A 25,836-nucleotide genomic window follows, 5' to 3' on the forward strand; every position below is an offset into this window, starting at 1 on the left:
TCTCTAATGGCCGATCGCCACAACCGCGATATAGATCGTCAACCTGCTCCACTTCCTGAACCGCTTCCTGTCCCAACAGTTGATGCGCATGCGCATATTGAAATCGTTACCAATGAAGCTCCTGATTCGGATGCGGTGCGCCAAGTTCTTGATGATGCCAAGTCAGTAAATGTTGATCGCATCGTGCAGGTTGGATATTCAGCAGAACAATCGCAGTGGTGCGTCGATATGGCGAACGCGTTTCCAGGCCGCGTACTAGCAGCTGTTGCGCTGCACCCCAATGAAGCACCGGTTGTTCCAGATCTTGAAGCTGATTGGGCAATCATTGAAAAACTTGCGCAGGATCCACGTGTTCGTGCAATCGGTGAAACTGGTCTTGATTACTTCCGCACCGAACCTGCGCTACAGAAACGCCAACAAGAATCCTTTAAATGGCATATTGATCTAGCAAAGCGCACCAATAAGGCACTTGTTATCCACGACCGCGATTCACATGACGATGTGCTTTCCATTTTGCTCGAAGTAGGAGCTCCAGAAAAGACTGTCTTCCACTGCTTCTCAGGCGATGTTGAAATGGCAAAGACCTGCATCGATCGTGGCTACATCCTCTCTTTCGCCGGCACTATGACATTTAAGAATGCGCCAGCTCTGCGTGATGCGGTCAAACTTGTTCCGCACGACCAGTTACTGGTCGAAACAGATTCACCGTTCTTAGCTCCATCTCCTCACCGCGGAGCTCTCAATACACCTGCGCAGATTGCCAACATTGTGCGAGCAATGGCCGCAGAACGCGATGAAGATGTGGCAGAACTAGCCACCGCACTATCTGTAAACGCTGAACGTATCTTCGGATCCTTCGCATGAGCCTGCTCGGCGCCGCTGAAATTCGCGAGCTTGCTGAAGCTCTCGATCTCAAACCCTCAAAGTCCCTTGGACAGAACTTTGTTCACGATGGAAATGTCTGCCGCAAGATTGTGCGCACAGCAGGTTTAACCCCAACTGATATCGCACTCGAAATCGGACCCGGTCTTGGGTCACTGACATTGGCAATGTTGGAAGAAGCGCAAGCAGTCGTTGCTGTTGAGATCGATTCTCGCTTGGCGAATCAATTACCGATCACTGCTGCAAAACATTCAGAGCGTGCAGATATCTTGACTGTCATTAATCAGGATGCGCTGACACTGAAGAGCTTGCCGATTGATCCAACTGTCTTGATTGCAAACTTGCCATATAACGTCTCTGTTCCTGTCTTTCTACACCTGCTGGAAATCTTGCCTTCACTGCGCAGTGGAGTAGTCATGGTGCAGGCCGAAGTTGCAGATCGATTAGCGGCCAAGCCGAATTCAAAAGAGTATGGAATCCCCAGTGTTAAAGCTGCATGGTGGGCTGATGTCACAGGTGCAGGTTCTGTTTCGCGCAGCATCTTCTGGCCACAACCCAATGTGGATTCAAAGTTAGTTGGCTTTAAGCGCCGCGAAACTCCAGGGGATGAAGAGCTACGCAAAAAGGTATTTGCAATTATTGATTTAGCTTTTGCACAACGTCGCAAGATGCTCCGTTCGGCACTCTCTTCAATGTATGGCGGATCTGCTGCAGCCGAAGCGGTATTAAGTGCTGCAGGAATTGACCCAACTCTTCGCGGAGAAGCGCTCGATATTCATGGCTTCTGCGCGATTGCATCTCAACAGGTAGAGTCTTAACGTGGCTAAGAATTCAGTGACGGTACGCGTACCTGCAAAAGTTAATTTGCAGCTATCTGTCGGACCTCGTGAGGCCGATGGGTATCACAACCTTGTCTCTGTCTTTCAAGCAATTTCTATCTTTGATGATGTCACCGTTACCAAATCAAACCCTGGAAGTGGCGTTACCATCTCTGTCACCGGCGAGCACACACACGGCGTTCCTGAAGATCACTCAAATCTTGCTGTAAAGGCTGCACAGTTAGTTGGTCAGAAGTTTGATTTCGATGTCGATGTTCATATTGAAATTAAGAAGTCGATTCCGGTTGCAGGTGGCATGGCTGGCGGAAGCGCCGATGCTGCAGGCACTTTAGTTGCGATGGATGCCCTCTTTCAGCTCGAGATGTCACGAGAAGAGTTGCACGCACTTGGTTCACAACTTGGCAGCGATGTTCCTTTCATGATCTCTGGTGGCACAGCAATTGGTCAGGGCCACGGTGATCAACTCACTGCAGCGCTATCTCGCGGTACCTATCACTGGGTATTGGCACTTTCCAGCGTTGGTTTATCAACACCTGCTGTCTATACCGAATGCGATCGCATGCGTGCTGAACTCGATATCGCACCGCCTCAAGTTTCAGATCAATTGATGCAATCACTTCTTGCAGCAGATGCCGATGCAGTGGGTCGCGCACTTACCAACGATCTACAGAACGCAGCGTGTTCATTGCGCCCAGCACTGAGCCTTGTTCTAGAAGTTGGTCGTGATTACGGCGCACTTGGTGCAATTGTTTCCGGCTCTGGTCCAACAGTTGCGTTCCTTGTTGCCGACGAAGATTCAGGACTTGATTTAGCTGTGGCGCTCACTGCAAGCGGTGTAGTCGGAAGCGTTGCTCGTGCGCATGGACCAGTGCACGGCGCAAAAGTTATTTAATTAATTCTCGTCAAACTCTGTAACAAGTTTGCTTAATAACTCTGCCAAAGTTTCACGGTCGCCTGCAGATAGAGTTCCAAGCAGTTCGCGTTCATTTTCCAAAAGATCTTCAAGTGCTGAATCAACTGCGCGCATTCCAGTTTTTGTAAGGGTCACTAATGAACCGCGACCATCATCAGGATCTTGTTCGCGAGTAATCAGCTGAAGTTCTTCAAGGCGATCAAGGCGATTTGTCATCGTTCCACTTGTCACCATGGTCTCTTGCATTAATTGACCAGGTGAAAGCTGATGTGGTTCGCCGGCACGACGCAGAGCAGCCAAAACATCGAAGCCCCAATTTTCAAGATCGCCGAATGCATCGCGACGAGCGATATCGAGGTGGCGGGCGATACGAGTGATACGGCTAAGGACAGCTAAGGGGGAGAGGTCGAGATCTGGCCGCTCGCGCTTCCAGGCCGCTATGAGACGGTCTACTTCATCCCGCTCAAGAGGATTCGAATTGCTCTGCATAAGAAATGAGTTTAGTGGTCGCGAGCACTACCGAAGATAAGGGAGAATATAGGTTCCGCCATTGTGTAGTGGCTAGCACATGGGCCTTTGAAGCCCAGGGTCCAGGATCGATACCTGGTGGCGGAGCAATGTATTGCTCAGCCGATAGGTAAGGCGGAGCCACCGTTTCAATCTCAGCCTTAGCAAGTAGACTGCACACATGAGCCTCGAAACAGTAGTGATTCTCGCTGCTGGAGAAGGCACTCGCATGAAGTCGAGTACCCCCAAGGTTCTCCATCCAATCTCAGGTCGTTCCCTTGTCGGCCACGTTCTCCATGCTGTCGATGCGCTCGCACCAAAACATGTGTGCGTTGTTGTGGGCGCAGGTCGCGAACAAGTAGAAGCTCACCTTTCAGAAGTTGCTCCACATGTCACAACAGTCTTCCAAGAAAAGCGCGGCGGTACAGGCCATGCAACTCAGTTGGCACTCGATGGTTTAAAGGCAACCGGAACAATCTTGGTTCTTGCCGGCGATACTCCGATGCTTACCGGCACTTCACTTGCTCAACTTCTTGAGCAACACCATGCAGGTGGATTCACTGCATCAGTGCTGACAGCAGAACATCCCGATCCAACTGGGTACGGCCGCATCATTCGTGGCGATGATGATTCACTCTTGCGTATCGTTGAAGAACGCGATGCCGATGAAGTACAGCGCGATATTCTCGAAGTTAACTCAGGCGTCTATGCATTTGATGCAATCAAACTTGCAGGAGCAATCGGAAAGCTTAAGAACGATAATTCACAAGGCGAGCTCTATCTCACCGATGTTATTGAAATTCTTCGCAACGAGGGCGGAAAAATTGCTGCAGTTCTTATCGATGACTTCATTGAAATTCTCGGCGTCAATGACCGCGTTCAGCTTGCAGAATCAGCAGCTCTTTTGCGCGATCGCATCAATGAAGATTTGATGCGCGCTGGCGTGACAATCGTTGACCCATTAAGCACTTGGGTTGATGCAACTGCGACAGTTGCAAACGATGTGGTCTTGATGCCAGGCACTGCAATTAGCGGCACAACCACAGTAGCTACCGGCGCGGTTATTGGCCCACGTACAACTCTTGTTGATTGCACCGTAGGTGCGGGTGCTCGCGTTATTGAATCTCGCGCATCTGAAGCAATTATTGGCGATGGCGCAAACGTTGGTCCATATACATTCTTACGCCCTGGAACTAAGTTGCTACCGAATTCAAAGGTCGGCGCATATGTCGAAATGAAGAATGCGACTTTGGGCGAAGGTTCAAAGGTTCCACATCTTTCATATGTAGGAGACGCGGTTATCGGCGAAGGTAGCAATATCGGCGCTGCAACTATCTTTGTTAATTACGACGGCGTTGAAAAGCATTACACAGTCGTTGGCGATCACGTCCGAATCGGAAGCGATTCAATGTTGGTAGCCCCAGTCACAATCGGCGATGGCGCTTACACAGCTGCTGGATCTGTGATTACTGAAGATGTTCCTCCTGGCGCAATTGGTGTCGGTAGGGCAAAGCAGCGAAATGTAATAGGTTGGGTTCTGCGTAAGCGTCCCGGCACTAAATCTGCTGAGGCGGCATCGCGCCACAGCACCGATGAGCAGAAGGGCTAACTTCCTTGAGCGAGATCCGTTTATCCTCAGAGAAAAAACTTCGTCTTTTTTCAGGCCGCGGATTTCCAGAGTTATCAGAGCAAGTTGCCACCGAACTAGGTATTCCACTTACCCCAACATCTGCATATGACTTTGCCAACGGCGAAATCTTTGTTCGCTTTGAAGAATCTGTTCGCGGTTGCGATGCATTCGTTATTCAGTCACATTCAGCACCAATCAATAAGCAGATCATGGAACAACTCATCATGATCGATGCTCTCAAGCGCGCATCTGCAAAGCGCATCACCGTTGTTGCTCCGTTCTATGCATACGCTCGCCAGGATAAGAAGAGCCGTGGTCGCGAACCGATTACTGCGCGCCTCATGGCAGATCTCTTTAAGGCAGCAGGTGCTGATCGCCTCATGGTTGTTGATCTTCACACTTCTCAGATTCAAGGATTCTTCGACGGTCCCGTCGATCACTTATTCGCACTTCCAATGCTTGCCAATTACGTTGGCAGCAAGGTCGATCGCTCAAAGCTCACCATCGTTTCACCTGACTCAGGTCGCGTTCGCGTTGCAGAACGTTGGTCAGAACTTCTCGGTGGTTGCCCAATCGCATTTATCCATAAGACTCGCGACCCACTTATTCCAAATGAAGCAGTTGTTGGAAAAGTTGTCGGAGATGTCGAAGGCCGCACATGCGTCGTTATCGATGACATGATCGATACAGCGGGAACAATCACCAAGGCTGTCGATGCTCTCTTCGAAGGTGGCGCAAAAGATGTCATCATCGCTGCAACACATGCAGTCTTCTCAGGCCCTGCAGTAGATCGCCTACGCGACTGCCGCGCTGTAGAAGTAGTCGTCACAGACTCACTTCCATTGTCTGAGGACCAGAAGTTCGACAAGCTCACCGTGCTCTCAATTGCCCCACTTCTGGCTCGCGCCATCCGCGAAGTCTTCGAAGATGGCTCAGTAACTAGCCTTTTTGACGGCCACAGCTAAGTCACGCTAATCTTCACCTCGTTCCGGCGAGGGTGAAATTTATCCGTGATCGACGGCGTAGGTATTAACTCCTGCTGGAACTTCGCAATATAAAGAAGTCCGATAACAGCAACTAAATGAATTTATTAGGGGAGTTTCGAAATGGCAGAAGTATCAATCAAGGGAACAACACGTACCGAATTCGGTAAGGGTGCTTCACGTCGCGCACGCGTTGCAGGTCTCGTTCCAGCTGTTATCTACGGACATGGCGAAAAGCCACTTCACATCACTCTTCCAGCACGCGAACTCGGCGTAGCTCTTAAAGAGTCAAACGTTCTTCTTAACATCGATATCGATGGAAAGGCTGAGCTCACACTTCCAAAGTCTGTAGTTCGCCACCCACTCAAGCAGATCCTCGAGCACATCGACCTCGTACTTGTTCGTCGAGGAGAAAAGGTAACTGTTTCAGTTCCAATTCACACTGAAGGTAAGCACGATCCAGACGGCATCCTTGAGACACAGCACAACTCAATCGAAGTTGAGGCAGAGGCAACAGCAATTCCTAAGTTCCTCGTTCTTAACATCGAAGGAATGGCTGCTGGAACTTCAAAGCATGCTTCAGATGTTGTACTTCCTGCCGGCACAACTCTTGTTAGCCCAGAGAACACAATCATCGTTCACCTTTCAGAGCGCTCAACAGCTGTTGAAGAAGTTGCTGTTGCAGCTCCTGCTGCTGATGCAGCTGCGGCACCTGCTGCAGATGCAGAGAAGAAGGACTAATAACCCGTACGATTTCGCGTTATGACGTGGTTGGTAGTGGGTCTCGGTAATCCCGGGGATGAATACGCTGCCACCCGTCACAATGTGGGTCAGATGGTCATTGATCATCTAGCTAAACGCCACAATGTAAAACTTTCTACACATAAATCTCGTACCGATATCGCCGCTTACAAATTGGGCGTTGGGGTCGATGCGCATTCAGTAATTCTCGCTAAATCAAAGAGCTTTATGAATGAATCGGGTGGGCCTATTAAGGCACTCGCATCTTTTTACTCTGTTGAGCCAACAAAAATTATTGTTCTGCATGATGAACTCGATATTCCATACGCAGCTATTCGCACCAAGGTTGCTGGTGGCGACAATGGCCATAATGGATTGAAATCACTTACTTCTTCCTTTGGAACAGCAGATTACTTCCGCGTGCGTCTAGGCATCGGTCGTCCTATGGGGCAACAAGATCCAGGTGATTTCGTTCTCAAGCAATTTAGTAAAGAAGAGAAGAAATCCATCGATGAATTTATCGATCGCGGAGCAGATTGCGTTGAGTTCCTGATTGAAAAAGGGCTCGACCTCACGCAATCAAAGTTCAACTCTTAATCAGGTCGCATGAAGACTCTCTACGCCAACGGTGAGATTTGGTGCTCACGAGGGCGTTATACCGAAGCTGTTCTCGTCGAGAACCACGAAATCATCGCACTTGGTAGCGATGCTTTATCTGCACAGTACGACGAGAAGATTGATCTCGAAGGAAAATTCCTCGCTCCAGGATTTATCGATGCACATGCACATCCGCTCTTTGCTGGGCGCGAGAGCCAAGGTCCATTACTCAATGGGCTGCAGAGCGTTGATGAGATGGTCGCTGAAGTCGCACGCTATGCCGCAGCGAATCCCAATAAGAGTTGGATCATCGGCGGCGCATACGAAGCATCCGTTGTTGCGGGCGGAGATTTTGAAGCAGCCTGGCTCGATAAAGCTGTCAGCAATATTCCTGTTGTTCTACATGCTGTTGATCATCACACCGTATGGGTAAATTCCAAGGCGCTCGAACTTTCAGGCATTACTGACGCTACGCAAGATCCTGATGGAGGATCTATTGCACGGTATGCAGATGGTTCACCTAAAGGAACGCTGCGCGAACCTTCTGCAATTGATTTAATCCTTTCCAACACACCAGTGCGAACTATCGAAGATGATGTCGCAGCAATCGCCTGGGCTTGTGAACAATACCGAGCAGCAGGTGTCACAAGTACTACAGATGCTTGGGTTGAACCAGGTATGCCCGAGGCATATATCGCCGCATCTCGTAGCGGTGCTTTAACTATTGATACAAATCTTTTCTTCCTAGCTCAACCTGAATCTTGGCGTTCACGTAGTAAAGATTTCCTGCACTTCCGCAAAGAGATTGAATCACTCGGTGAAGATTCCAAACTTCATGCAAAGACGGTGAAGTTCATCTGTGATGGTGCGTTATCAGCGGGCACGGCCGCCCTTCTTGATCCTTATCTCGATGATCCACAATCTCGCGGATTAATGATCTGGAACGATGATGAACTACTGGATGCAATGGTTCATTTTGATGCAGCAGGCTTTCAAATTCATGCCCATGCCATAGGCGATGCAGCAATTAGACAAGCACTTGATGCTATCGAAGCCATGCAAAGAGTTAATCCACGATGGGATCGCAGACCTGTCATTGCGCATGCACAACTGATTCACCCAGATGATCTGCCACGTTTTGCCAAGCTTGGTGTGATTGCAAATATCCAACCGCTCTGGACATATCTCGATCCAATGAATGCACAGCTCATCGAGCCACGCATCGGGGCAGATCGCAATAACCAGCAGTACCAGTTAAATTCACTACAGAAGAGCGGAGCACGTATCGCCTACGGAAGCGATTGGCCTGTTACGAGCCATCTTCCACTGGAAGCACTTGCCGTTCCTACGCACAGAACAGCGCCAGGAAGCGATAAAGCTTGGAGCCCACAGGAAGCTATTTCAATAGAAGATTCGTTGGTTCATTACACAGAAGATGCTGCGTATTCAAACTTCTGGAATAAGGGAGTAATTGCAGTTGGTGCAGATGCTGATTTTGTAATTCTGAATCAGAACCCAATAAAGACTGATATCAGCCAGTGTTACGTAGTCCCGCAGCCACACCGTTAATTGTTAAGAGCAAGGCGCGGATAAGCGTTGGATCTGCTTCACCTTCGGTACGTACACGATGCAAGAGATTTACCTGTAGCAACTGCAATGGAGCAAGGTAGGTATCACGAACCTGCAAGGTACGAGCTAAGACTGCTTGATCACCAAGAAGTGAACTCTTTTCGGTCAGCGTAAGAATTTCTGCAACCGTTAATTCGAACTCTTCCTTGATTGTGTCGAGGAAGTGGCGAAGTTCTGCTGGCACCAAGGTGTCGACATAACGCTGAGCAGTTGTTAAATCTGTCTTCGCAAGTGTCATTTCGACATTGCTAATAAAGGTTGAGAAGAAGTGCCACTCTGCGAGCATCTTCTGAAGCACATCTGTCTTTCCTGCTTCACGAGCTGCTTTAAGCCCAGAACCCACACCAAACCAGCCAGGAACAATCTGACGTGATTGGGTCCAGCCAAATACCCATGGAATCGCACGGAGTGAATCAAGACCGCCGGCAGCATCAGGACGTCGTGATGGACGAGAACCGAGGAAGAGATTTCCTAGTTGTTCAACAGGAGTTGATGCATAGAAATAAGCAGGTAGATCAGGATGATCAATTAAAGAACGATAACGAGTAAATGAGTTGTCACTGACAAGGTTCATGCACTCATTCCACATAGCTAAATCTTCTGGGCTTTGACGTGGGCCGCGGTTAAGGACCGTTGCTTCAAGGGAAGCGGCCAAAGTGAGTTCAACGTTCTCGCGAGCAAGGGCAGGAAGCGCGTACTTATCGGAGATAACTTCACCTTGTTCAGTCATCTTGATCTGGCCGTCGACAGAACCCCATGGAAGAGCAACAAGTGCTTCATAGGTAGGTCCGCCACCGCGACCGACTGAACCACCGCGACCGTGGAATAAACGAAGTTTGACGCCATATTTGATGGCAACGTCGCGAAGCTTGCGCTGCGCACGGTGGATCTCCCACTGCGATGTCGCGATACCTGCATCTTTATTGGAATCTGAATACCCGAGCATTACCTCTTGTACATTATCGCGAAGTTCAACGAGCTTGCGATATGTGGGATCGGCAAGAAGCTTCTCAAGAATTTCACCTGCAGCGCGAAGTTCAGCAACAGTTTCAAGAAGCGGTGCGAAGCCAATCTTGGCAACCTTCTTATCGATATCGACAAGACCTGCCTGCTTACCAAGAACAGTTGCTGCGATGAGATCGTCAGCGCCTTTGGTCATAGAGACGATGTATGTCTCAATAACTTCAGGCCCGAAGCGTTCAATCAAATCATCGATTGCAATAAAAGTGCCAAGCGTCTTAACCCCTGCTGCATCCAGCTTTGAAGCATCGAGCTTTTCAGATGAAGCGAGTTGCTTCACAAGTACAGGGAATTTATCTTCATGAGATAGACCGATGTAATCGCCAGAAATCATCTGCTTGATTGCGTTGTGGTGAGCATCTGAATGTTCGCGAATATCAAGAGTTGCGTGTGTTAGCCCAAAGGCAGCAACGGTGCGGATTGTGCGCTCGAGCAGGCCAGTTGCAAGGAGTTCGCCACGGTGAGCAAAGAGTGAATCGCGCATCAAAGTTAGGTCTGCAAGGAGTTCTGCTGTGTTCTTGTAATCGCGACCTGGAACATGCGGGCCGTTGACGCTATGGCGATTACGGGTAAATGCCAGACGGTGCACGATGGCAGTTGCCTTAAGTCGGTATGGCTCTTGCACATTGAGGCGTAAGAAACGTTCTTCGAATTCAGGGATGTTCTTGAGATCTTCTTCAACAGATGCGCTGAGTTCAGGGGTTGCACCTGCAATACGAGTAGAGACCGAAAGCATCTGGCGCAGGCGGTTCATTGCAGCGATTGTTGTACGAATGGCATGGCCCGCTTGAAGAACAACTGCTTCTTCGGTGATTTGAGGAGTGATATTTGGATTACCGTCGCGGTCTCCACCGATCCAGGTACCGAATGTCAGTGGGCGAGCAGTTACGGGCAAATCAATATCAAGGCGCTTGAGTTCGCGAGCAAAGTCATTGAGAACTTCTGGAACTGTATTTGTTGCAAGGTCATCGAGGTAATAGAGAGCGTTCATCGCTTCATCGAGCGGTTCAGGGCGATCGAGGCGAAGCTCATCGGTCTGCCACAGAAGATCAACAGTCTCGGCCAGACGTTCTTCTTGTGTCACAGTCTTTGGTGTATCGAGAAGCGATGCAATTTCACCAAGCTTGCTCAAGATGGAACGGCGCGCTGCTTCTGTTGGGTGCGCTGTAAAGACTGGACGAATATCGAGATCGTTAATCCACTTTTCAAGATCAGCATGAGAAATTTCGTGACCGGAAACGGGATTCTTAATTGCATCTTCAATCTTGTCGATGGCTCGAGTAATCCAAGAACCACCTTGTGCACGAACTTCTGCAAGAACGCGTGAACGGTGAACTTGTTCTGCAACATTGGCTAAGTGGAAGTAAGTGCTAAATGCACGTACCAGCTGAACTGATTCATCGACTGAAAGCTTTTCCAGAATTTCGATTCCGCCACCTTCGCGGACTCCCTTGCGAACACTTTCAACGAGATCAAGGAGATCTTGTCCTTCTTGTCGAACAAGAGACTGTCCTAGGAGGTCACCGAGTCTGCGCACATCGCTGCGCAACGTCGCATCATCAGATGCAACGAGGTTCTTGGTTTGTGGGCTCTCCATCACCCGAGAATTATCACAGATAGACGGGTGCCGATAGACTGTAATTGTTCGCCCCCCTTCTTTTTGAAGTGGGGCTTTAAGCCGTTTATTGGATGAATGGGGGTGCGCGATGAGAGGAATTCTCTCGGTATTACATAGTGATACTGAAGTCTCTTCTGCGCTCAATGATTCAACCAAGATCATTGCACCTGCATCTAGCTATCCATTCTTAATCGCTCTGGCTGCACAAGAGAAGCCACTTCTGATTGTCACTAGTTCCAGCCGCGGCAGTGAAGATCTCTCTGAATACCTCAAGAGCCTTCATCCCACTGTCTTTGAATTTCCTGCCTGGGAGACCCTTCCGCACGAGCGCTTGAGTCCACGCAGTGACACCGTAGCTCGCAGACTTTCGACTCTATATTCACTGACCGAAAATCCAAATAATCCAATCGTTGTTGCACCTGTGCGCGCAGTTATTCATCGCTTCATTGCAACTCTTGCAAAGAGTCCGCTGTGGACACTCGAAATTGGTCAAGAGATTGGCCTTACTGAACTCATTACACATTTAACAGAGTTAGCTTTTTCTCGTACTGACCTTGTAGAAAAGCGTGGAGAGTTTGCCGTTCGCGGCGGCATCGTCGATGTCTTCTTGCCACTTGCGATGCATCCAGTGCGCATTGATTTCTTTGGTGATGAAATTGAAGAGATGCGCTACTTTGAAGTTGCAGATCAGCGCACCAGTGAAGCTGTTGTTGGAAAGTTAGCAATCTTGCCTTGCCGTGAATTCTTACTCACCGACAGCATCCGCGAGCGAGCAGAGAAGATTAAGAGCCAGTATCCAAGCGCTCTGGAAATCCTCGACAAGTTAGCGCAAGGAACAATCGTTGATGGCATGGAATCTCTCATTCCATTACTCACAGATGACTTTGAAACAATTCTGGATCGCATGCCTAAGGGCACCCAAGTTGTATTTATTGACGATGAACGCATTCGTTCTCGAACCGCTGATCTCATTGAAACTAACCAAGAGTTTCTAGAAGCCTCTTGGTCCAATGCCGCGATCGGGGGATCAGCGCCGCTACCGGTAAAGAACATCACTTACTTTGATTGGAAAGAGCTACAAGAAGAGATTGCTCGCCTTGCTCTACCCGTGCGCGCACTCAATGCATTTGGAAGCGACCTCGATGACGATGCACGCTTCCTTGATATCTCAGCAATCGATCCGATGCGCGGAAATGTGGAAGCACTCTGCGAACTTCTGCGCACTGGTTTAGAGGCCCACCAATCAGTCATCTTCTCAACCACCGGCCACGGAATGGCTGAGCGTTATGCAGGAATCTTCCGTGATGCAGATCTGCCCGTGCAGATGGTGCAGAACTTAAGCGCCCAACCAACAAAAGGCTCAATTCACGTTACTCAATCCTCTTTAGGTTATGGGTTTAAGAGTGATCACGCCGAAATTCTCTTTGTTACTGAACGCGATTTATCGGGCAGTAAGACCAGCAGTAAAGATGGTGCCCGCATGCCCTCAAAGCGCAAGCAAGCTATTGATCCACTCGAACTTCGTGCAGGTGACTTTGTTGTTCACGAACAGCATGGAATCGGTCGGTACGTCGAACTTATTCAACGAACTGTCGGGGGAGTTACCCGCGAATATTTAGTCATCGAATATGCACCAGCTAAGCGCGGCCAACCTAGCGATCGCATCTTTGTTCCCACAGATACTTTGGAGCAGGTAAGTAAATATGTTGGTGGTGAAACACCTACGGTGCACCGCATCGGCAGCGGTGAATGGCAGAAAGCAAAGGGCCGTGCGCGTAAAGCGGTTCGACAGATTGCTGGCGAGCTCATTCGACTCTATGCAGCGCGCACAAGTGCTCCAGGCTTTGCTTTTTCACCTGATACGCCGTGGCAGCGTGAACTCGAAGATGCATTTTCTTACATCGAGACCCCCGATCAGTTATCAACCATTGAAGATGTAAAGCGCGATATGGAACGTCCATATCCCATGGATCGCATCATTTGTGGCGATGTGGGTTATGGAAAGACTGAGATTGCAATCCGTGCCGCATTTAAAGCGGTGCAAGATGGCAAGCAAGTAGCCGTTCTTGTTCCTACAACTCTTCTTGTTCAGCAACACTCAAAGACATTTGCAGAACGTTATGCAGGTTTTCCCATCAAGGTTGCAGGTCTCTCACGATTTAACACTGCGAAAGAGAGTAAAGAAATTCTTGCTGAACTGACATCGGGGGCTGTCGATGTTGTAGTAGGTACCCACCGAATCCTTTCGCAAGATGTGCAATTTAAGGATCTCGGGCTTGTTATCGTCGATGAGGAACAGCGCTTTGGCGTTGAGCAGAAGGAATCGCTGAAGAAGATGCGCACGACGGTCGATGTCTTAGCGATGTCGGCAACGCCTATTCCACGCACACTTGAAATGGCTGTTACCGGTATTCGCGAGATGTCCACGATTACAACGCCACCAGAAGAGCGCCATCCCATCCTTACCTATGTAGGACCTGCTGAAGATGCTCAGATTAAAGCTGCTATCCACCGTGAACTGCTGCGCGATGGTCAGATCTTCTATATCCATAACCGCGTGGAATCCATTGATCGTGCAGCTTCAAAGATTCAAGAACTCGTTCCAGAAGCGCGCATTCGAATTGCTCATGGGCAGATGTCTGAAGGCCAATTAGAAGATGTCATCTTGGCATTCTGGAATCGCGACTTCGACGTTCTTGTCTGCACCACGATTGTGGAAAGCGGCCTTGATATTGCAAATGCCAACACTTTGATTGTGGAACGCGCAGATAACTTCGGCCTTTCGCAGCTTCACCAATTACGAGGTCGAGTCGGTCGCGGCCGCGAACGTGCGTATGCATACTTCCTGTATCCGCAGGATCAACCGCTGACTGAAATTGCGCTCGATCGTTTAAAGACAATTGCCACCAACACGGATTTAGGTTCTGGAATGCGCGTTGCACTCAAAGACCTTGAGATTCGCGGCGCTGGAAACTTGCTGGGTGGCGAACAGTCAGGTCATATCGCTGACGTTGGCTTTGACCTTTATATGCGCATGGTCGGTGAAGCGGTAAATGATTACAAGACTGGCATCATCGAAACTGAAGAGAAGAACCACGAATGCAAAGTCGAACTTCCGGTTAACGCACACCTCTCTGAAATCTATGTTCCAGGTGAGCGACTTCGCCTCGATCTCTATCGTCGCTTAGCTGATGTCCGCAATAACGAAGATGTGGAATCGATTCGCGAAGAGTTAGTTGATCGCTTCGGCGAACTTCCTGAAGAGGCGCAATCACTTCTGCAGGTCGCGCAGCTTCGTGCATTTGCGAAATCACTAGGGATTACAGAAGTTGTAGCGGCTGGAAAGTTCCTCCGAATCTCGCCCCTAGTTCTGCCGGAATCGAAACAGCTGCGCCTGAACCGACTATTTCCTGGTTCGCTCTATAAAACTGCGACAAATACAGTGATGATCACAATTCCTCGCGCAGCAGCCTGGACCCCAACTGCACAAGGTTCGGCCTTGATAGGGGATACTTCTCTTCTGGAGTGGGCGTCAAAGTCCCTCGATGAATTAACGAAAGCGAGCACTAAGTGAAGAAGTTTCTAGCACTCTTGGCCGTCGTATCGGTATTGGGTCTTTCTGGATGCGGCAAAGTAGATAGCGCAGCAACTCTTGGCGACATCACAATCTCGCAAGCTTCTGCTCAGGCAATCGTTGATGAAGTCCTCGCTGAGCGCGCAAAGGTTGATACTTCACAGATGCAGCTTCAGTCAGGATCTGCACTCAACCGCAGCCAACTTCGTTTTACTATCGTCACAACTCTCTTCGATGAGATTGCTAAGGAACTTAAGCTCAGTATTACATCAACTGAACTCACACAAGCTGAGTCTGAACTCATTACTCAGAGCGGTGGCCAAGAAGCACTTGCTCAGAACCTTGTCGCTGCAGAAATTGCGCCAAAGAACTTTGATCGTTATATCCGCGCAATTGTGACTTCAAATAAGATCCAAGATGCACTCATTGCATCTGGTGTTGCGCAAGAAGAAGTTTCAGCACGAATTTCACAACTTGTTAATGCGAAAGCTGCGCAGTTGAAGGTTGAAGTAAATCCACGCTACGGAACATGGGATCCAACAACTGGAGATATCGTTGCAACGGATTCAGCTGGATTAGCTGTCACCAATTCCGGCAAGTAATTCAGAGACTTTCATGGCTGATTCACAACTTCAACGCCTTGTTGAAGTCATGGATCGTCTCCGTTCACCCGGGGGCTGCCCGTGGGATGCAGAGCAAACTCACGAATCGTTGATCAAGTATTTACTTGAAGAGTCATACGAATTTATCGATGCCATCGAAACCGATGATCGCGCAGGAATGCGTGAAGAGCTTGGCGATGTTCTCTTGCAGGTCTATTTCCATTCACGTATTGCGCAAGACCATCCAACTGATCCATTCTCAATCGAAGATGTTGCCGGCGCAATCGCAGATAAGTTAATTAGCCGCCACCCTCACGTCTTTGAAAATCTTGAAGTCAGTGGCACCGATGAAATCATTGAGAACTGGGAAGCAATCAAAGCTCGTGAAAAGGGCCGCACATCAGCAATTGATGGGATTGCGATGTCACAACCTGCGCTTCCACTCGTTGCGAAGATTCTCTATCGCGCCGAGAAATACAACGTTGATCTGGATCTGAATTCTTACTCCTCTGAAAAAGCGACAGAAAAGTCTGTGGGAGTGGCGCTTGCATCAGTTATTGCGTGGGCCCATGAAAACGATATTGACCCTGAAAACGCCTTGCGTGCGCAGGCCCGCGAGATGATCCGCCAGATTCAAGCGTCAGAAAAGCAGGCTTAGCTTCGCGGTAGTATTGCCTCCTGCCGTTCAGAGTTGAGCGCTGATCTTAAAATGCTTAAATCCACACATTCTTGGGAGACACCTCATGGCAATTATCGATGCAATCTACGCTCGTGAAATTCTTGATTCGCGCGGAAATCCAACTGTTGAAGTAGAAGTTCAGCTCGAAGATGGAACACAGGCACGCGCTGCCGTTCCAAGTGGTGCTTCCACTGGAGCTTTCGAAGCTTCAGAACTTCGCGATGGCGATAAGGCTCGTTACCTCGGCAAGGGTGTTCAGAAGGCGATTGCATTCGTTAACGATGAGATTGCTCCAGCTATCGAAGGTTATGACTCACAAGATCAGCGCCTCATCGATTCAGAGATGATCGCTCTCGATGGCACACCAAATAAGTCACGTCTTGGTGCAAACTCAATTCTTGGTGTCTCACTCGCTGTTGCTAAGGCATCAGCTGATTCATCTGATCTCTCATTGTTCCGCTACGTAGGTGGACCAAACGCACACGTTCTTCCAGTTCCGATGATGAACATTCTCAACGGTGGCGCACACGCTGATACAAACGTTGATATCCAGGAATTCATGATCGCTCCAATTGGCGCTGAATCATTCCGCGAATCACTTCGTTGGGGCGCTGAGATTTACCACGCACTCAAGGCAGTTCTTAAGAAGCGCGGACTTGCTACATCTGTTGGCGACGAAGGTGGATTTGCTCCAAACCTCGATAGCAACCGTGCAGCACTTGATTTGATCATCGAAGCAATTACAGCAGCAGGCTTCAAGCCAGGTTCAGAAATCGCACTTGCGATGGATGTTGCTGCAACAGAATTCCACGATAACGGTAAGTACAAGTTCGAAGGTTCACTTCGCACATCTGACGAAATGATTGCGTACTACGCAGAGCTCGTGAGCGCTTACCCAATCGTCTCAATCGAAGACCCACTCAACGAAGAAGACTGGACAGGCTGGAAGTCAATGACTTCATCTCTTGGCTCAAAGATTCAGATTGTTGGAGATGACTTGTTCGTAACTAACCCAGTGCGTCTTGCAAAGGGAATCGAAACAGATACAGCTAACGCACTTCTCGTAAAGGTAAACCAGATCGGTACTTTGACTGAGACTCTTGATGCAGTTGATCTTGCACACCGCGCAAACTACCGCAGCATGATGTCTCACCGTTCAGGTGAAACAGAAGACACAACAATTGCTGACTTGGCTGTTGCAACTAACTGCGGTCAGATCAAGACAGGTGCACCATCACGTACAGAGCGCGTTGCTAAGTACAACCAGCTTCTTCGTATTGAAGAAGAACTCTCTGACGGCGCTGTTTATGCAGGCCGCCAGGCGTTCCCACGATTTAAGGGATAAATACTTCGATGGTGCGCAGATCCTCTGGAAGAAGGAAGAGTTACCGTTCACGTAACTTAAACTTCAACCGTAACCAAGGATCTGGGCGCACATTCGCAGTTGCCGCAATCTTCTTTATGTTGGCGCTCTTTCTCGCCCCACCAATTAAGAGTTACTTTGTTCAGCGTGCGCAGATAAGCGCTCTTCAATCTCAACTCAAGAGCGATAACGCTGCTCTCGTGGCTGCTCGCAAAGAGTTAACGCTCTGGCAAGATCCTGATTACATCAAATCTCAAGCACGCGAACGCCTGCACTTTGTGATGCCAGGTGAACGTCAATACATCGTTACTGGTACTGATGGAACTACTTCCGACGAAGCAGCTCAGACAGATGTTGTAACCAATCTTCCTGAAGGACAACCTTGGTACACACGCATGATTGCATCCATTACTGAAGCAGGAAAAGCATGAGTATTGAGAGTCGTAAAGCCACCGAAGAAGATCTCAAAGTTATTGAGAACCAATTGGGTCGCACACCTCGCGATGTCCATGCGATTTCATATCGCTGCCCATGCGGAAAGCCTGCGGTAGTTGAAACACCACCACGTCTTTCTAATGGCGAACCTTTCCCAACCTTCTATTACGCAACCTGCCCACGTTTAACTGCAGCTATTTCCACCCTTGAAACAACAGGGATGATGGAAGAGATGACCAAGCGCCTTGAGACAGATGCTGAACTAGCTGGCGCATATGCCGCAGCTCATGATGATTACATCGCAGCTCGATCAGCGCTCAAGATTGAAGTTCCTGAAGTTGAAAACATCTCTGCGGGTGGAATGCCTAACCGCGTGAAATGTCTGCACTCTCTCATCGCGCATTCACTCTCTGCAGGTCCCGGAGTTAATCCACTTGGCGATGAAGCACTCGCTGAACTTCCTGAATGGTGGAAGCACCTGCAATGCGAGTAAACACATGCGAGTAGCAGCCATCGATTGCGGCACCAACTCAATTCGTCTTCTGATTGCAGATGTCGATGGCACTAACTTCCGCGAAATCGTTCGCGAGATGGAAGTTGTTCGCCTAGGACAAGGTGTTGATAAGACAGGTCAATTCCATCCTGATGCAATTGCTCGCACTCTCGCAGCCGTTGATAAGTACGCGCTCGAGATTGCAAAGCGTGGAGTTGAAAAGATTCGCTTTTGCGCAACCAGCGCTACTCGTGATGCAACCAACCGCGATCTCTTTATAAATGGCGTCAAAGAACGTCTTGGCATCGAACCTGAAGTAATTCCGGGAGAAGTAGAAGCTGCGCTTTCTTTCCAAGGGGCAACAAAAGATTTCGATAAAGCTGACGGTCCATTCCTGGTCATCGATATCGGTGGCGGGTCAACTGAATTCGTATTCGGTACCGACCACGTTGAATTCGCCAAGAGTATGAATATCGGATGCGTGCGTATGTCTGAACGCCACTTCACTGGTGGAGATGCTGACCCTGGCCAAATCGCTGCAGCGATTGAAGATATTGATGAAGCAATTAAGCAGGCAGGCAAAGTCGTTCCCATTACTCAAGCGAAGACTTTGATTGCAGTTGCAGGTACTGCCACAACTGTTGCTGCAGCTGGCCTTGATCTACCTGCCTATGACCGTTATGCCATCCACCTTTCACGCATCTCTGCAGAGAAGGTTCATGCCATATCAAAGAAGTTCCTTGCAATGAAGCGCGAAGACCGCGAAGCACTTGGCTATATGCACCCAGGTCGCGTCGATGTAATTGGTGCAGGTTCACTTGTTCTTTCGCGCATCATGCTGGCCACCGGCGCTACCGAATTCGTTGCATCTGAATCTGACATTCTCGATGGAATGGCTTGGTCGCTTGTATAAGTCGATCGAACTTCTCGATAAGGCGATTATTAAATGCCATCAATGTCCACGGTTAGTCGAGTGGCGAGAAGAAGTAGCTGTAACAAAACGCAAGGCGTACGAGAACGAGAAATACTGGGGTAAACCAGTTCCAGGATTTGGTTCAAGTAAACCAAAGATGCTCATTGTCGGTTTAGCTCCTGGTGCTCATGGCGCAAACAGAACAGGTCGAATCTTCACTGGTGATTCATCAGGTGATTGGCTCTACGGTTCCCTTCATCGCATTGGTATTGCAAAGATTGCGACTTCAACTTCTCGTGATGATGGTCAAGAGTTACGAGATACACGCATCTCAATGGCAGTTCGTTGCGCGCCCCCAGAGAACAAACCCACAACTGAAGAACGTGATGCGTGCGCACCATTCTTTGAAAATGAGTTAGAACTTATTGCTCCCACCGTACGTTCTTTTGTTGCGCTCGGAAGCTTTGGTTGGCAGGTACTTATCAAATCTCTCAAAACCCAAGGTCATAAAGTCCCTGCTGAAAAATTTGGCCATGGATCGACGATCAAGTATTCACACGATGGCGTTAACTATTTAATTGTTGGTAGTTACCACCCAAGCCAGCAGAACACATTCACTGGCAAACTCACCAAACCAATGTTGGATTCAGTACTGAAAAAAGCAGCTAAGTTCGCGGGAATTCTCTAACTTTTCACCTAGTAGACTTTCGCCTCTATTGGCCCCCATAGTCCAATGGCAGAGACAGAGGACTTAAAATCCTTCCAGTGTCGGTTCGAGTCCGACTGGGGGCACAGTTCACACCCTTTTCTAAAACACTACGCTCACTAAAAAGTGGAAATTTCCCCACTTTGCCGTATTTTAGGAAGCGTACGGAGAGACTTTCTTCGCACATATATAAGGAGAAATTAATGCGCAGTTCTAACCCAGTCCTTACCGGCCGCGGTTTCGCTCGTATCAAAGAAAGCACCACTCAGGTTCAAGATCTCAATACGCTCGAGAGCCGCCCAACATCTGCACCAATGTCTATCGACGATGTCGTCATTAAGACAGCAGGACTCTTTGCGGTCCTCGTTGCAGTCGGAACCTTTGCATGGCGGGCAAATAGCCCTGGCCTTGCACTCATTGGTTTCATCGGTGGATTCATTCTCGCGATGGTCAATTCATTTTCTAAGAAGGTTCGCCCAGCTCTTGTCATTGCATACGCTGCTTGCCAAGGTCTAGCGCTCGGAACAATCAGCGCACTTTATGAAGCGCAGTACAACGGCATCGTAAGCCAGGCCGTCATCGGTACAGCTTGTGCATTCGGTGGAGTACTTCTTGCATACCGCAGCGGAAAGATTCGTGTAACTCCAAAGTTCACACGCATCATGATGGGCTCACTCATCGGTTACTTTGTCTTTGCTCTCATCACAATGTTCACAGGTCGCCCAACAGGCGGACTTGGATTCCTTATTGCAGTTGCTGCAGTAGGACTTGCAACAATGTTTATCGTGATGGATCTAGATCAGATTGAAAAGGCAGTTGCTGCACGCGTTCCTCAAGAAGAGTCATGGCGTATGGCATTTGGTCTTATGGTCACACTCGTATGGCTCTACCTCGAAGTCTTGAGACTGATCTCAATTCTCCGTAGCGACGACTAATTAATTAACGGCTAGATTGCCCGAGATGCGAAGCCCGCGTCTCGGGCAATTTTGTTGATACCAGCACTGCGAAGAGCATTAAAGCCGCGCTGACTAAGAACGCTGGTCTGTAGCCGTAACCATCAGCGATGGCACCAAGAATTACAGGAGCCACCATTGCACCGGCATCACCTGACATCTGGAATAAGCCAATTACTTGTCCGCCCTTTCCTTCAAGAACATCTCCAACAATGGCCGATGGAGTTGTAGAAATAAATGCGCCACCAAAGCCAACAATCACACTTGCTGCAATGAACATCCATGGCTCGGTTGTGAAGGCGATTGCGACGATAAAGAGCGTGATGAATGAGGTTCCAATAACAGCTGAATAGCGACGGCCATTGATATCCGAAAGCTTGCCGGCCTTAAGCAGTAGCAGGCCGTTGATAATTGTTGTGATTGTAAATCCAAGGCCCATAAAGCTCGGGCTCACTTTTATCTCTTCCACCATGAAGAGCGGCAAGATTGATCTGCTCATTCCAAATAGCACCCAAGAGGTGCAGAAAGAGATGATGAGCGCACTGCGGTAAGGCTTGATTGCAAGAGCGGATTTAACTGTGATGGTTTCGCGCTCTTGTTGCGCAGTTGGTTTAGCAGCAAGAGTGGAATTGCGAAGTAATACGGCGCCCGATGCGCTGGCCGCAATAAGCAAGAATCCATAAATGATGAGTGGTGCACGGAGTGAGAATCCTGAAAGCGCACCACCCACTACAGGACCAGCCATCATTCCAATGAGAAATGAGCCGTTATAGAGCGACTGTGCTCGTGCGCGATGGTCATCATCGACTGCGCGGAGCAAGATAGAACCGGCTGCCACAGAGAACATAGACGAACCAAAGCCGCCTACTGCGCGGAAGATAAGAAGCTGTTCGTAGTTCTGTGCAAGGCCTGCTGCAAATGAAGTGAGAGATACAAAGCCGATTCCGAATGAATAAACGAGACGTTCACCGAAGTGGTCGACAAGTTTTCCAGAGATCAAACCTGTCGCAAATCGTGCAAATGCAAAGGTTGCAAGAATCGCTCCCACTTGCGCATTGCTCACTCCGAATGAGCGAGCAAAGAGCGGCAAGGTAGGAGAGATGATTCCGAAACCGACCGCAACAAAGAAAGAAGCGAAGACAAGAACACCAACCTCCCGCGGGAATTCCGCAAAGGGATTAGTGACCTTACTTTTCAATTTCTCGCGAGAAGAAGATTGTGGTTGTGGTGCATTTGATGTCATTAGCGGTAAGTTTAGTGCGTGAAATCAGTTATCGCCGAAAACCTTGTAAAGACCTATGACAAAGGCAAAGTCCGCGCACTCGATGGACTTAGCCTGGATGTAGAAGAAGGCACCGTATTAAGTGTTTTAGGACCTAATGGCGCAGGTAAGACAACCGTTGTTCGTATTCTCACAACACTCTTACGCCCAGATTCAGGAAAAGCGAGCGTTGCAGGTATCGATGTCATCAAACATCCTGAAAAGGTCCGCGAAGTAATTGGGCTATCTGGTCAATATGCAGCAGTAGATGAAATTCTCACTGGTTATGACAACTTGGTGATGTTCGGAGAGCTGTATCACTTGGGCAAGAAACAATCAGTTATTCGTGCAAATGAATTACTCGAGCGCTTCTCATTAACTGAAGCTGCAAAGCGCCCCATCAAGACTTATTCAGGTGGAATGCGCCGTCGCCTCGACCTTGCTGCATCACTGATTGTGAAACCAAAAGTTCTCTTCCTCGATGAACCCACAACTGGCCTTGATCCTCGCGGTCGCCAAGAGATGTGGGGAGTTATCCAAGAGCTCGTTAAAGGTGGAGTAACACTTCTATTGACAACTCAATATCTGGAAGAGGCAGATCAACTAGCTGATGAAATCGCTGTTATTGATACCGGCAAGGTAATTGCTCGCGGTACATCTGATGCGCTCAAGAAGCAGGTTGGCGGCGAACGTCTTGAAGTAGTTGTAGAACAGGCCCATGTTGCAAAGACGATGGAGATTGTTGCTGCTGTTAGTGGTCAGAAGCCAGCTCTCGATGAAGGTCTACGTCTGATCTCAGCTCCAGTTTCAACAGGGTCAGCTGCTCTCTTTGAAGTGCTTAAATCACTAGATACAGCAGGAATCCACGCACTCGATGTGGGTCTCAAGCGCCCATCACTTGATGACGTATTCCTTTCATTGACTGGCCACGTAGCTGAGGAGAAGAGCGCATGACAGCGTTAAATGACATCTACATCATTACTCGTCGTCAGCTTCTACTGCTCACCCGCGTACCTGAAGTTCTCATCTTCTCAACCATTCAGCCGGTCATGTTCGTCTTGCTCTTCCGTTATGTATTCGGCGGATCAATCGAGACAGGACAACCTGGGGGATATGTACAGCTCTTGATGCCCGGAATCTTTGTGCAGACCGTTGCATTTACTTTGGCCGGAACTGCTTCTGGCCTTGCTGAAGATATGAAGAAGGGGCTAATCGATCGATTCCGATCACTGCCGATTTCTCAATCCGCGCTCGTTATTGGACGCACACTCGGTGACTCACTTCTTAACATCGTCGTTCTTGCAGTGATGGGTATCGCGGGATATCTCGTTGGATGGCGTCCATCTGCAGGGCTAGCAAATGTTGCACTGGGATTCTTATTTTTACTCTTCTTCGGTTACGCACTCTCTTGGGTGGGCGTACTTGTAGGGCTGTCAGCTAAAGATGCGCGCGTTGTGCAGAACGTCAGCTTTATCGTGACATTCCCACTGACATTCCTATCGAATGCATTTGCACCTACAACAGGTATGCCACGTGCTCTTCAGTACTTTGCAGAGTGGAATCCGGTATCAACAATGGTTGCAGCTTGCCGCGAACTCTTTGGTCTGGAGAATCAATTTGGCGCTACTGCTGGATCATTTCCAAGTGAGCACCCATTGACCACTTCACTGATTTATATGGTCATCATCATGGTGATTTTTATTCCGCTCAGCGTTCGCAAGTACCGTAATTACGCTGACTAGAAAGAGTAATTAGGCGTAGAACTCTGCTGCTTTAATCTCGACCTTGATTTCGCGACCATTAGGTGCGGTGTATGAAACAGTTGCACCGATTTCAGCGCCAAGTACAGCTGCACCAAGTGGAGATTTTTCAGAGTAAACATCGAGATCACCTGATGCGATTTCGCGAGAGCCGATTAAGAACTTCATCTCATCTCCTGCAATTACTGCAGTAACAACCATCCCGGCGCCAACTTTTCCATCGGCGCTTGCAGGTGGTGTTCCAATATGAGCATTCTCGAGCATCTGCTTGAGCTGACGGATACGAGCCTCCATCTTTCCTTGCTCATCGCGTGCTGCGTGGTAGCCACCGTTTTCTTTGAGATCACCTTCAGCGCGAGCTGCTTCAATCTTTGCAGTGATCTCTTTACGACCTTCACCTTCGAGGGTCGCGAGTTCAGCAGCTAAACGATCAGCTGCTTCTTGGGTAAGCCATGTCTGTTGTGAACTCATAGTGGGCAATCCTAGCGCGCACTTTTAAGGGATGAGTCGGCAGCGTTCGATGCCGACATTGACCGCATCAGCACGCGTAGGGATGCTGATTACACGCTGAACATCCTTGGCGCCGGCTTCGATGGTGTCTTCAATCTGCCCCACTACATTCATATCGAAGTCGCGGGCAGCAAGAGTGCAGATAACTTTCTGCGAACCATCTTCACGATAGATTGAATAACGAATTTCTGGGTTACGAGGATCTTGGGTAATAAATGAAATTAACTCACTTCGTAGCGCAGGTTGGGCATGATGAAGTCCTGCCCATAAAAGCCACGCTGCTCCTAGAACTGCAGTGACAGCTGCATATCGAACCCAGGTGCGCGCAGGCTTGATTCCATAACGATCATTGAAATCGAATTGGCTCTTATCCTGCGACATGGGAGAATCTTCTCATGGCTAAAGATGTAGAAGTAGGTGTGGCTGGTTCGCTCACAATGATCGTGCTCTTCACCACGATGACTCTCTTGCTACGAAATTTCTACAAGCGATTTAAACGTTTCCAAGATAATCCCGCTCCACTTCAGGAGAATGAGGACAGTGACTAAAAAGCTCCTACAAGCCTTTACTGTGCTTGTACTTGCCTCCATCTTTATCGGACTTGGCATCTGGCAATTACAGAGAGCCCAAGAGATGGATGATCAGAAGAAAGTCTTGGTCGATACAACTATTTATCCTCTGGCGCAGAAGGCAACACCCACCGGAACTATCCCGCCTGAAAGCATTGCCAAGCTAGTAACTACCGAAGGCCATTACATCGCAACCTATAAGGCACCTAATCAGAAAGATGGATCAGGCAAGGTTGCTGACTGGGAAGTCGCCCTGCTGGAAAAAGATGGCGAGAACGCAATTCTGGTGGTGCGCGGATTATGGGCCGATCGTTTAACCAATCCAGAAATCGTGATGTCTAAACAGATCACCTTGACCGGCACCCTGTTGCCGAAACAGAATGATGACCGCGCAGCAAATACTTCAAGCCAACTATCTCGCCTCGATAGTTCAATACTTGTCTCTTCATACCCCGGACAGCTCTACGACGGCTTCATCCTTGCCACCAATGAAGTTGTCGACGGCCAGAAAGTTGATCGCGTAAGAATCTCTGCCCCTGAACTCACATCGGGAGTCCCTGGCTATTATTGGCAACATATTTCCTACGTAGTTGTCTGGTGGTTTATGGCGCTTCTCGTTCTTTGGGCGCCTTTCTACCGTCGCAAGGATTAGGCTGTAC

26 protein-coding genes and 2 tRNA genes are annotated in these 25,836 nt (G+C 49.0%); 23 read left to right on the plus strand and 5 right to left on the minus strand.

The features are described 5' to 3' along the window. The first annotated feature begins 6 nt into the window (after positions 1-6). The 3 genes from A1sIA56_RS00630 to A1sIA56_RS00640 are packed head-to-tail and all read left to right on the plus strand — an operon-like array spanning position 7 to position 2,613. Positions 7-864: a TatD family hydrolase gene (locus A1sIA56_RS00630; protein ID WP_095673042.1), complete on the plus strand. Its 858-nt coding sequence runs from the start codon at positions 7-9 to the stop codon at positions 862-864. Beyond that, complete coding sequence (rsmA, locus tag A1sIA56_RS00635) at positions 861-1,700, plus strand: 16S rRNA (adenine(1518)-N(6)/adenine(1519)-N(6))-dimethyltransferase RsmA (protein ID WP_095673043.1); 840 nt, start codon at positions 861-863, stop codon at positions 1,698-1,700. The genes A1sIA56_RS00630 and rsmA overlap by 4 nt, the downstream gene beginning before the upstream one ends. A gap of 1 nt (position 1,701) precedes the next feature. Continuing rightward, positions 1,702-2,613, plus strand: a complete 912-nt coding sequence (locus A1sIA56_RS00640; protein WP_095673044.1) for a 4-(cytidine 5'-diphospho)-2-C-methyl-D-erythritol kinase — start codon at positions 1,702-1,704, stop codon at positions 2,611-2,613. On the opposite strand, the gene A1sIA56_RS00645 is transcribed toward A1sIA56_RS00640, so the two are convergent. Continuing rightward, positions 2,614-3,123: a MarR family winged helix-turn-helix transcriptional regulator gene (locus tag A1sIA56_RS00645; protein ID WP_095673045.1), complete on the minus strand. Its 510-nt coding sequence runs from the start codon at positions 3,121-3,123 to the stop codon at positions 2,614-2,616. A 54-nt stretch (positions 3,124-3,177) separates the two neighbouring features. Between A1sIA56_RS00645 and A1sIA56_RS00650 the strand changes: the two genes are divergently transcribed. From A1sIA56_RS00650 to A1sIA56_RS00675, 6 genes are all read left to right on the plus strand, one after another. Next, positions 3,178-3,249, plus strand: a tRNA-Gln gene (locus A1sIA56_RS00650). Positions 3,250-3,322: 73 nt separating this feature from the next. Then, positions 3,323-4,750 (plus strand): bifunctional UDP-N-acetylglucosamine diphosphorylase/glucosamine-1-phosphate N-acetyltransferase GlmU, encoded by a 1,428-nt coding sequence (gene glmU, locus A1sIA56_RS00655; protein ID WP_095673046.1) that lies wholly within the window; start codon positions 3,323-3,325, stop codon positions 4,748-4,750. 5 nt (positions 4,751-4,755) lie between these two features. Then, a complete protein-coding gene (locus A1sIA56_RS00660) occupies positions 4,756-5,736 on the plus strand; it encodes a ribose-phosphate diphosphokinase (RefSeq protein ID WP_095673047.1) in 981 nt (326 codons plus the stop codon). A 141-nt stretch (positions 5,737-5,877) separates the two neighbouring features. Beyond that, positions 5,878-6,495 (plus strand): 50S ribosomal protein L25/general stress protein Ctc, encoded by a 618-nt coding sequence (locus tag A1sIA56_RS00665; RefSeq protein WP_095673048.1) that lies wholly within the window; start codon positions 5,878-5,880, stop codon positions 6,493-6,495. Positions 6,496-6,516: 21 nt separating this feature from the next. Next, entirely contained in the window at positions 6,517-7,092 is a 576-nt protein-coding gene (gene pth / locus A1sIA56_RS00670) for an aminoacyl-tRNA hydrolase (protein ID WP_095673049.1), read from the plus strand. A gap of 9 nt (positions 7,093-7,101) precedes the next feature. Next, positions 7,102-8,661, plus strand: coding sequence for an amidohydrolase (locus tag A1sIA56_RS00675; protein ID WP_095673050.1), 1,560 nt, complete (start codon positions 7,102-7,104; stop codon positions 8,659-8,661). On the opposite strand, the gene ppc is transcribed toward A1sIA56_RS00675, so the two are convergent. After that, positions 8,624-11,338 carry a phosphoenolpyruvate carboxylase gene (gene ppc / locus A1sIA56_RS00680; protein ID WP_095673051.1) on the minus strand — a complete coding sequence of 905 codons (2,715 nt, stop codon included), beginning with the start codon at positions 11,336-11,338 and terminating at the stop codon, positions 8,624-8,626. The two genes, A1sIA56_RS00675 and ppc, sit on opposite strands and share 38 nt — an antisense overlap. A 109-nt stretch (positions 11,339-11,447) precedes the next feature. Here ppc and mfd point away from each other — a divergent pair, with 109 nt between their 5' ends. The 10 genes from mfd to A1sIA56_RS00730 all read left to right on the plus strand — a co-directional run bounded on the left by mfd (position 11,448) and on the right by A1sIA56_RS00730 (position 21,059). Then, positions 11,448-14,933: a transcription-repair coupling factor gene (mfd, locus tag A1sIA56_RS00685; RefSeq protein WP_095673052.1), complete on the plus strand. Its 3,486-nt coding sequence runs from the start codon at positions 11,448-11,450 to the stop codon at positions 14,931-14,933. Beyond that, entirely contained in the window at positions 14,930-15,535 is a 606-nt protein-coding gene (locus A1sIA56_RS00690) for a SurA N-terminal domain-containing protein (protein WP_095673053.1), read from the plus strand. The genes mfd and A1sIA56_RS00690 overlap by 4 nt, the downstream gene beginning before the upstream one ends. Before the next feature lie 13 nt (positions 15,536-15,548). Then, a complete protein-coding gene (locus A1sIA56_RS00695; protein WP_095673054.1) occupies positions 15,549-16,193 on the plus strand; it encodes a nucleoside triphosphate pyrophosphohydrolase in 645 nt (214 codons plus the stop codon). 85 nt (positions 16,194-16,278) lie between these two features. Further along, the gene (gene eno / locus A1sIA56_RS00700; RefSeq protein WP_095673055.1) at positions 16,279-17,559 is read left to right on the plus strand and encodes a phosphopyruvate hydratase; all 1,281 of its coding nucleotides are present in this window, start codon (positions 16,279-16,281) and stop codon (positions 17,557-17,559) included. A gap of 8 nt (positions 17,560-17,567) precedes the next feature. Beyond that, the gene (locus tag A1sIA56_RS00705) at positions 17,568-18,008 is read left to right on the plus strand and encodes an FtsB family cell division protein (protein WP_095673056.1); all 441 of its coding nucleotides are present in this window, start codon (positions 17,568-17,570) and stop codon (positions 18,006-18,008) included. After that, a complete protein-coding gene (locus A1sIA56_RS00710; protein ID WP_095673057.1) occupies positions 18,005-18,505 on the plus strand; it encodes a DUF501 domain-containing protein in 501 nt (166 codons plus the stop codon). The genes A1sIA56_RS00705 and A1sIA56_RS00710 overlap by 4 nt, the downstream gene beginning before the upstream one ends. 4 nt (positions 18,506-18,509) lie before the next feature. Further along, on the plus strand, positions 18,510-19,418 hold the full coding sequence (locus A1sIA56_RS00715) for a Ppx/GppA phosphatase family protein (protein ID WP_095673058.1): 909 nt from the start codon (positions 18,510-18,512) through the stop codon (positions 19,416-19,418). Further along, positions 19,393-20,106 carry a uracil-DNA glycosylase gene (locus tag A1sIA56_RS00720; RefSeq protein WP_095673059.1) on the plus strand — a complete coding sequence of 238 codons (714 nt, stop codon included), beginning with the start codon at positions 19,393-19,395 and terminating at the stop codon, positions 20,104-20,106. The genes A1sIA56_RS00715 and A1sIA56_RS00720 overlap by 26 nt, the downstream gene beginning before the upstream one ends. 31 nt (positions 20,107-20,137) lie before the next feature. Continuing rightward, positions 20,138-20,210, plus strand: a tRNA-Leu gene (locus A1sIA56_RS00725). 117 nt (positions 20,211-20,327) lie between these two features. Then, positions 20,328-21,059, plus strand: coding sequence for a Bax inhibitor-1/YccA family protein (locus A1sIA56_RS00730; RefSeq protein WP_095673060.1), 732 nt, complete (start codon positions 20,328-20,330; stop codon positions 21,057-21,059). Positions 21,060-21,063: 4 nt separating this feature from the next. On the opposite strand, the gene A1sIA56_RS00735 is transcribed toward A1sIA56_RS00730, so the two are convergent. Further along, positions 21,064-22,320 carry an MFS transporter gene (locus tag A1sIA56_RS00735; protein WP_223298442.1) on the minus strand — a complete coding sequence of 419 codons (1,257 nt, stop codon included), beginning with the start codon at positions 22,318-22,320 and terminating at the stop codon, positions 21,064-21,066. A gap of 18 nt (positions 22,321-22,338) precedes the next feature. Here A1sIA56_RS00735 and A1sIA56_RS00740 point away from each other — a divergent pair, with 18 nt between their 5' ends. Beyond that, a complete protein-coding gene (locus A1sIA56_RS00740; RefSeq protein WP_095673061.1) occupies positions 22,339-23,292 on the plus strand; it encodes an ATP-binding cassette domain-containing protein in 954 nt (317 codons plus the stop codon). Then, entirely contained in the window at positions 23,289-24,080 is a 792-nt protein-coding gene (locus A1sIA56_RS00745) for an ABC transporter permease (protein WP_095673062.1), read from the plus strand. The genes A1sIA56_RS00740 and A1sIA56_RS00745 overlap by 4 nt, the downstream gene beginning before the upstream one ends. Before the next feature lie 9 nt (positions 24,081-24,089). On the opposite strand, the gene greA is transcribed toward A1sIA56_RS00745, so the two are convergent. Both greA and A1sIA56_RS00755 read right to left on the minus strand, forming a co-directional pair. Beyond that, positions 24,090-24,569, minus strand: coding sequence for a transcription elongation factor GreA (gene greA / locus A1sIA56_RS00750; RefSeq protein WP_095673063.1), 480 nt, complete (start codon positions 24,567-24,569; stop codon positions 24,090-24,092). Between the two features lie 24 nt (positions 24,570-24,593). Beyond that, on the minus strand, positions 24,594-24,989 hold the full coding sequence (locus tag A1sIA56_RS00755; RefSeq protein ID WP_095673064.1) for a DUF4307 domain-containing protein: 396 nt from the start codon (positions 24,987-24,989) through the stop codon (positions 24,594-24,596). Positions 24,990-25,003: 14 nt separating this feature from the next. On the opposite strand from A1sIA56_RS00755, the gene A1sIA56_RS06940 reads away from it, so the two are divergent. Both A1sIA56_RS06940 and A1sIA56_RS00760 read left to right on the plus strand, forming a co-directional pair. After that, on the plus strand, positions 25,004-25,156 hold the full coding sequence (locus A1sIA56_RS06940) for a hypothetical protein (protein ID WP_190277013.1): 153 nt from the start codon (positions 25,004-25,006) through the stop codon (positions 25,154-25,156). Further along, positions 25,149-25,829: an SURF1 family cytochrome oxidase biogenesis protein gene (locus tag A1sIA56_RS00760; RefSeq protein WP_190277014.1), complete on the plus strand. Its 681-nt coding sequence runs from the start codon at positions 25,149-25,151 to the stop codon at positions 25,827-25,829. The genes A1sIA56_RS06940 and A1sIA56_RS00760 overlap by 8 nt, the downstream gene beginning before the upstream one ends. Positions 25,830-25,836: the final 7 nt, after the last annotated feature.

This window comes from Candidatus Planktophila sulfonica, from assembly GCF_002288065.1.
GTDB classification, from domain to species: domain Bacteria; phylum Actinomycetota; class Actinomycetes; order Nanopelagicales; family Nanopelagicaceae; genus Planktophila; species Planktophila sulfonica.

What these genes read in the sequence shown, in the direction of transcription:
- A1sIA56_RS00630 (WP_095673042.1), top strand. Translation starts at nt 7, where the DNA reads ATGGCCGATCGCCACAACCGCGATATAGATCGTCAACCTGCTCCACTT.
- rsmA (WP_095673043.1), top strand. Translation starts at nt 861, where the DNA reads ATGAGCCTGCTCGGCGCCGCTGAAATTCGCGAGCTTGCTGAAGCTCTC.
- A1sIA56_RS00645 (WP_095673045.1), bottom strand. Translation starts at nt 3,123, where the DNA reads ATGCAGAGCAATTCGAATCCTCTTGAGCGGGATGAAGTAGACCGTCTC.
- glmU (WP_095673046.1), top strand. Translation starts at nt 3,323, where the DNA reads ATGAGCCTCGAAACAGTAGTGATTCTCGCTGCTGGAGAAGGCACTCGC.
- A1sIA56_RS00665 (WP_095673048.1), top strand. Translation starts at nt 5,878, where the DNA reads ATGGCAGAAGTATCAATCAAGGGAACAACACGTACCGAATTCGGTAAG.
- pth (WP_095673049.1), top strand. Translation starts at nt 6,517, where the DNA reads ATGACGTGGTTGGTAGTGGGTCTCGGTAATCCCGGGGATGAATACGCT.
- A1sIA56_RS00675 (WP_095673050.1), top strand. Translation starts at nt 7,102, where the DNA reads ATGAAGACTCTCTACGCCAACGGTGAGATTTGGTGCTCACGAGGGCGT.
- ppc (WP_095673051.1), bottom strand. Translation starts at nt 11,338, where the DNA reads ATGGAGAGCCCACAAACCAAGAACCTCGTTGCATCTGATGATGCGACG.
- mfd (WP_095673052.1), top strand. Translation starts at nt 11,448, where the DNA reads ATGAGAGGAATTCTCTCGGTATTACATAGTGATACTGAAGTCTCTTCT.
- A1sIA56_RS00695 (WP_095673054.1), top strand. Translation starts at nt 15,549, where the DNA reads ATGGCTGATTCACAACTTCAACGCCTTGTTGAAGTCATGGATCGTCTC.
- eno (WP_095673055.1), top strand. Translation starts at nt 16,279, where the DNA reads ATGGCAATTATCGATGCAATCTACGCTCGTGAAATTCTTGATTCGCGC.
- A1sIA56_RS00705 (WP_095673056.1), top strand. Translation starts at nt 17,568, where the DNA reads ATGGTGCGCAGATCCTCTGGAAGAAGGAAGAGTTACCGTTCACGTAAC.
- A1sIA56_RS00710 (WP_095673057.1), top strand. Translation starts at nt 18,005, where the DNA reads ATGAGTATTGAGAGTCGTAAAGCCACCGAAGAAGATCTCAAAGTTATT.
- A1sIA56_RS00715 (WP_095673058.1), top strand. Translation starts at nt 18,510, where the DNA reads ATGCGAGTAGCAGCCATCGATTGCGGCACCAACTCAATTCGTCTTCTG.
- A1sIA56_RS00720 (WP_095673059.1), top strand. Translation starts at nt 19,393, where the DNA reads ATGGAATGGCTTGGTCGCTTGTATAAGTCGATCGAACTTCTCGATAAG.
- A1sIA56_RS00730 (WP_095673060.1), top strand. Translation starts at nt 20,328, where the DNA reads ATGCGCAGTTCTAACCCAGTCCTTACCGGCCGCGGTTTCGCTCGTATC.
- A1sIA56_RS00735 (WP_223298442.1), bottom strand. Translation starts at nt 22,320, where the DNA reads ATGACATCAAATGCACCACAACCACAATCTTCTTCTCGCGAGAAATTG.
- A1sIA56_RS00745 (WP_095673062.1), top strand. Translation starts at nt 23,289, where the DNA reads ATGACAGCGTTAAATGACATCTACATCATTACTCGTCGTCAGCTTCTA.
- greA (WP_095673063.1), bottom strand. Translation starts at nt 24,569, where the DNA reads ATGAGTTCACAACAGACATGGCTTACCCAAGAAGCAGCTGATCGTTTA.
- A1sIA56_RS00755 (WP_095673064.1), bottom strand. Translation starts at nt 24,989, where the DNA reads ATGTCGCAGGATAAGAGCCAATTCGATTTCAATGATCGTTATGGAATC.
- A1sIA56_RS06940 (WP_190277013.1), top strand. Translation starts at nt 25,004, where the DNA reads ATGGCTAAAGATGTAGAAGTAGGTGTGGCTGGTTCGCTCACAATGATC.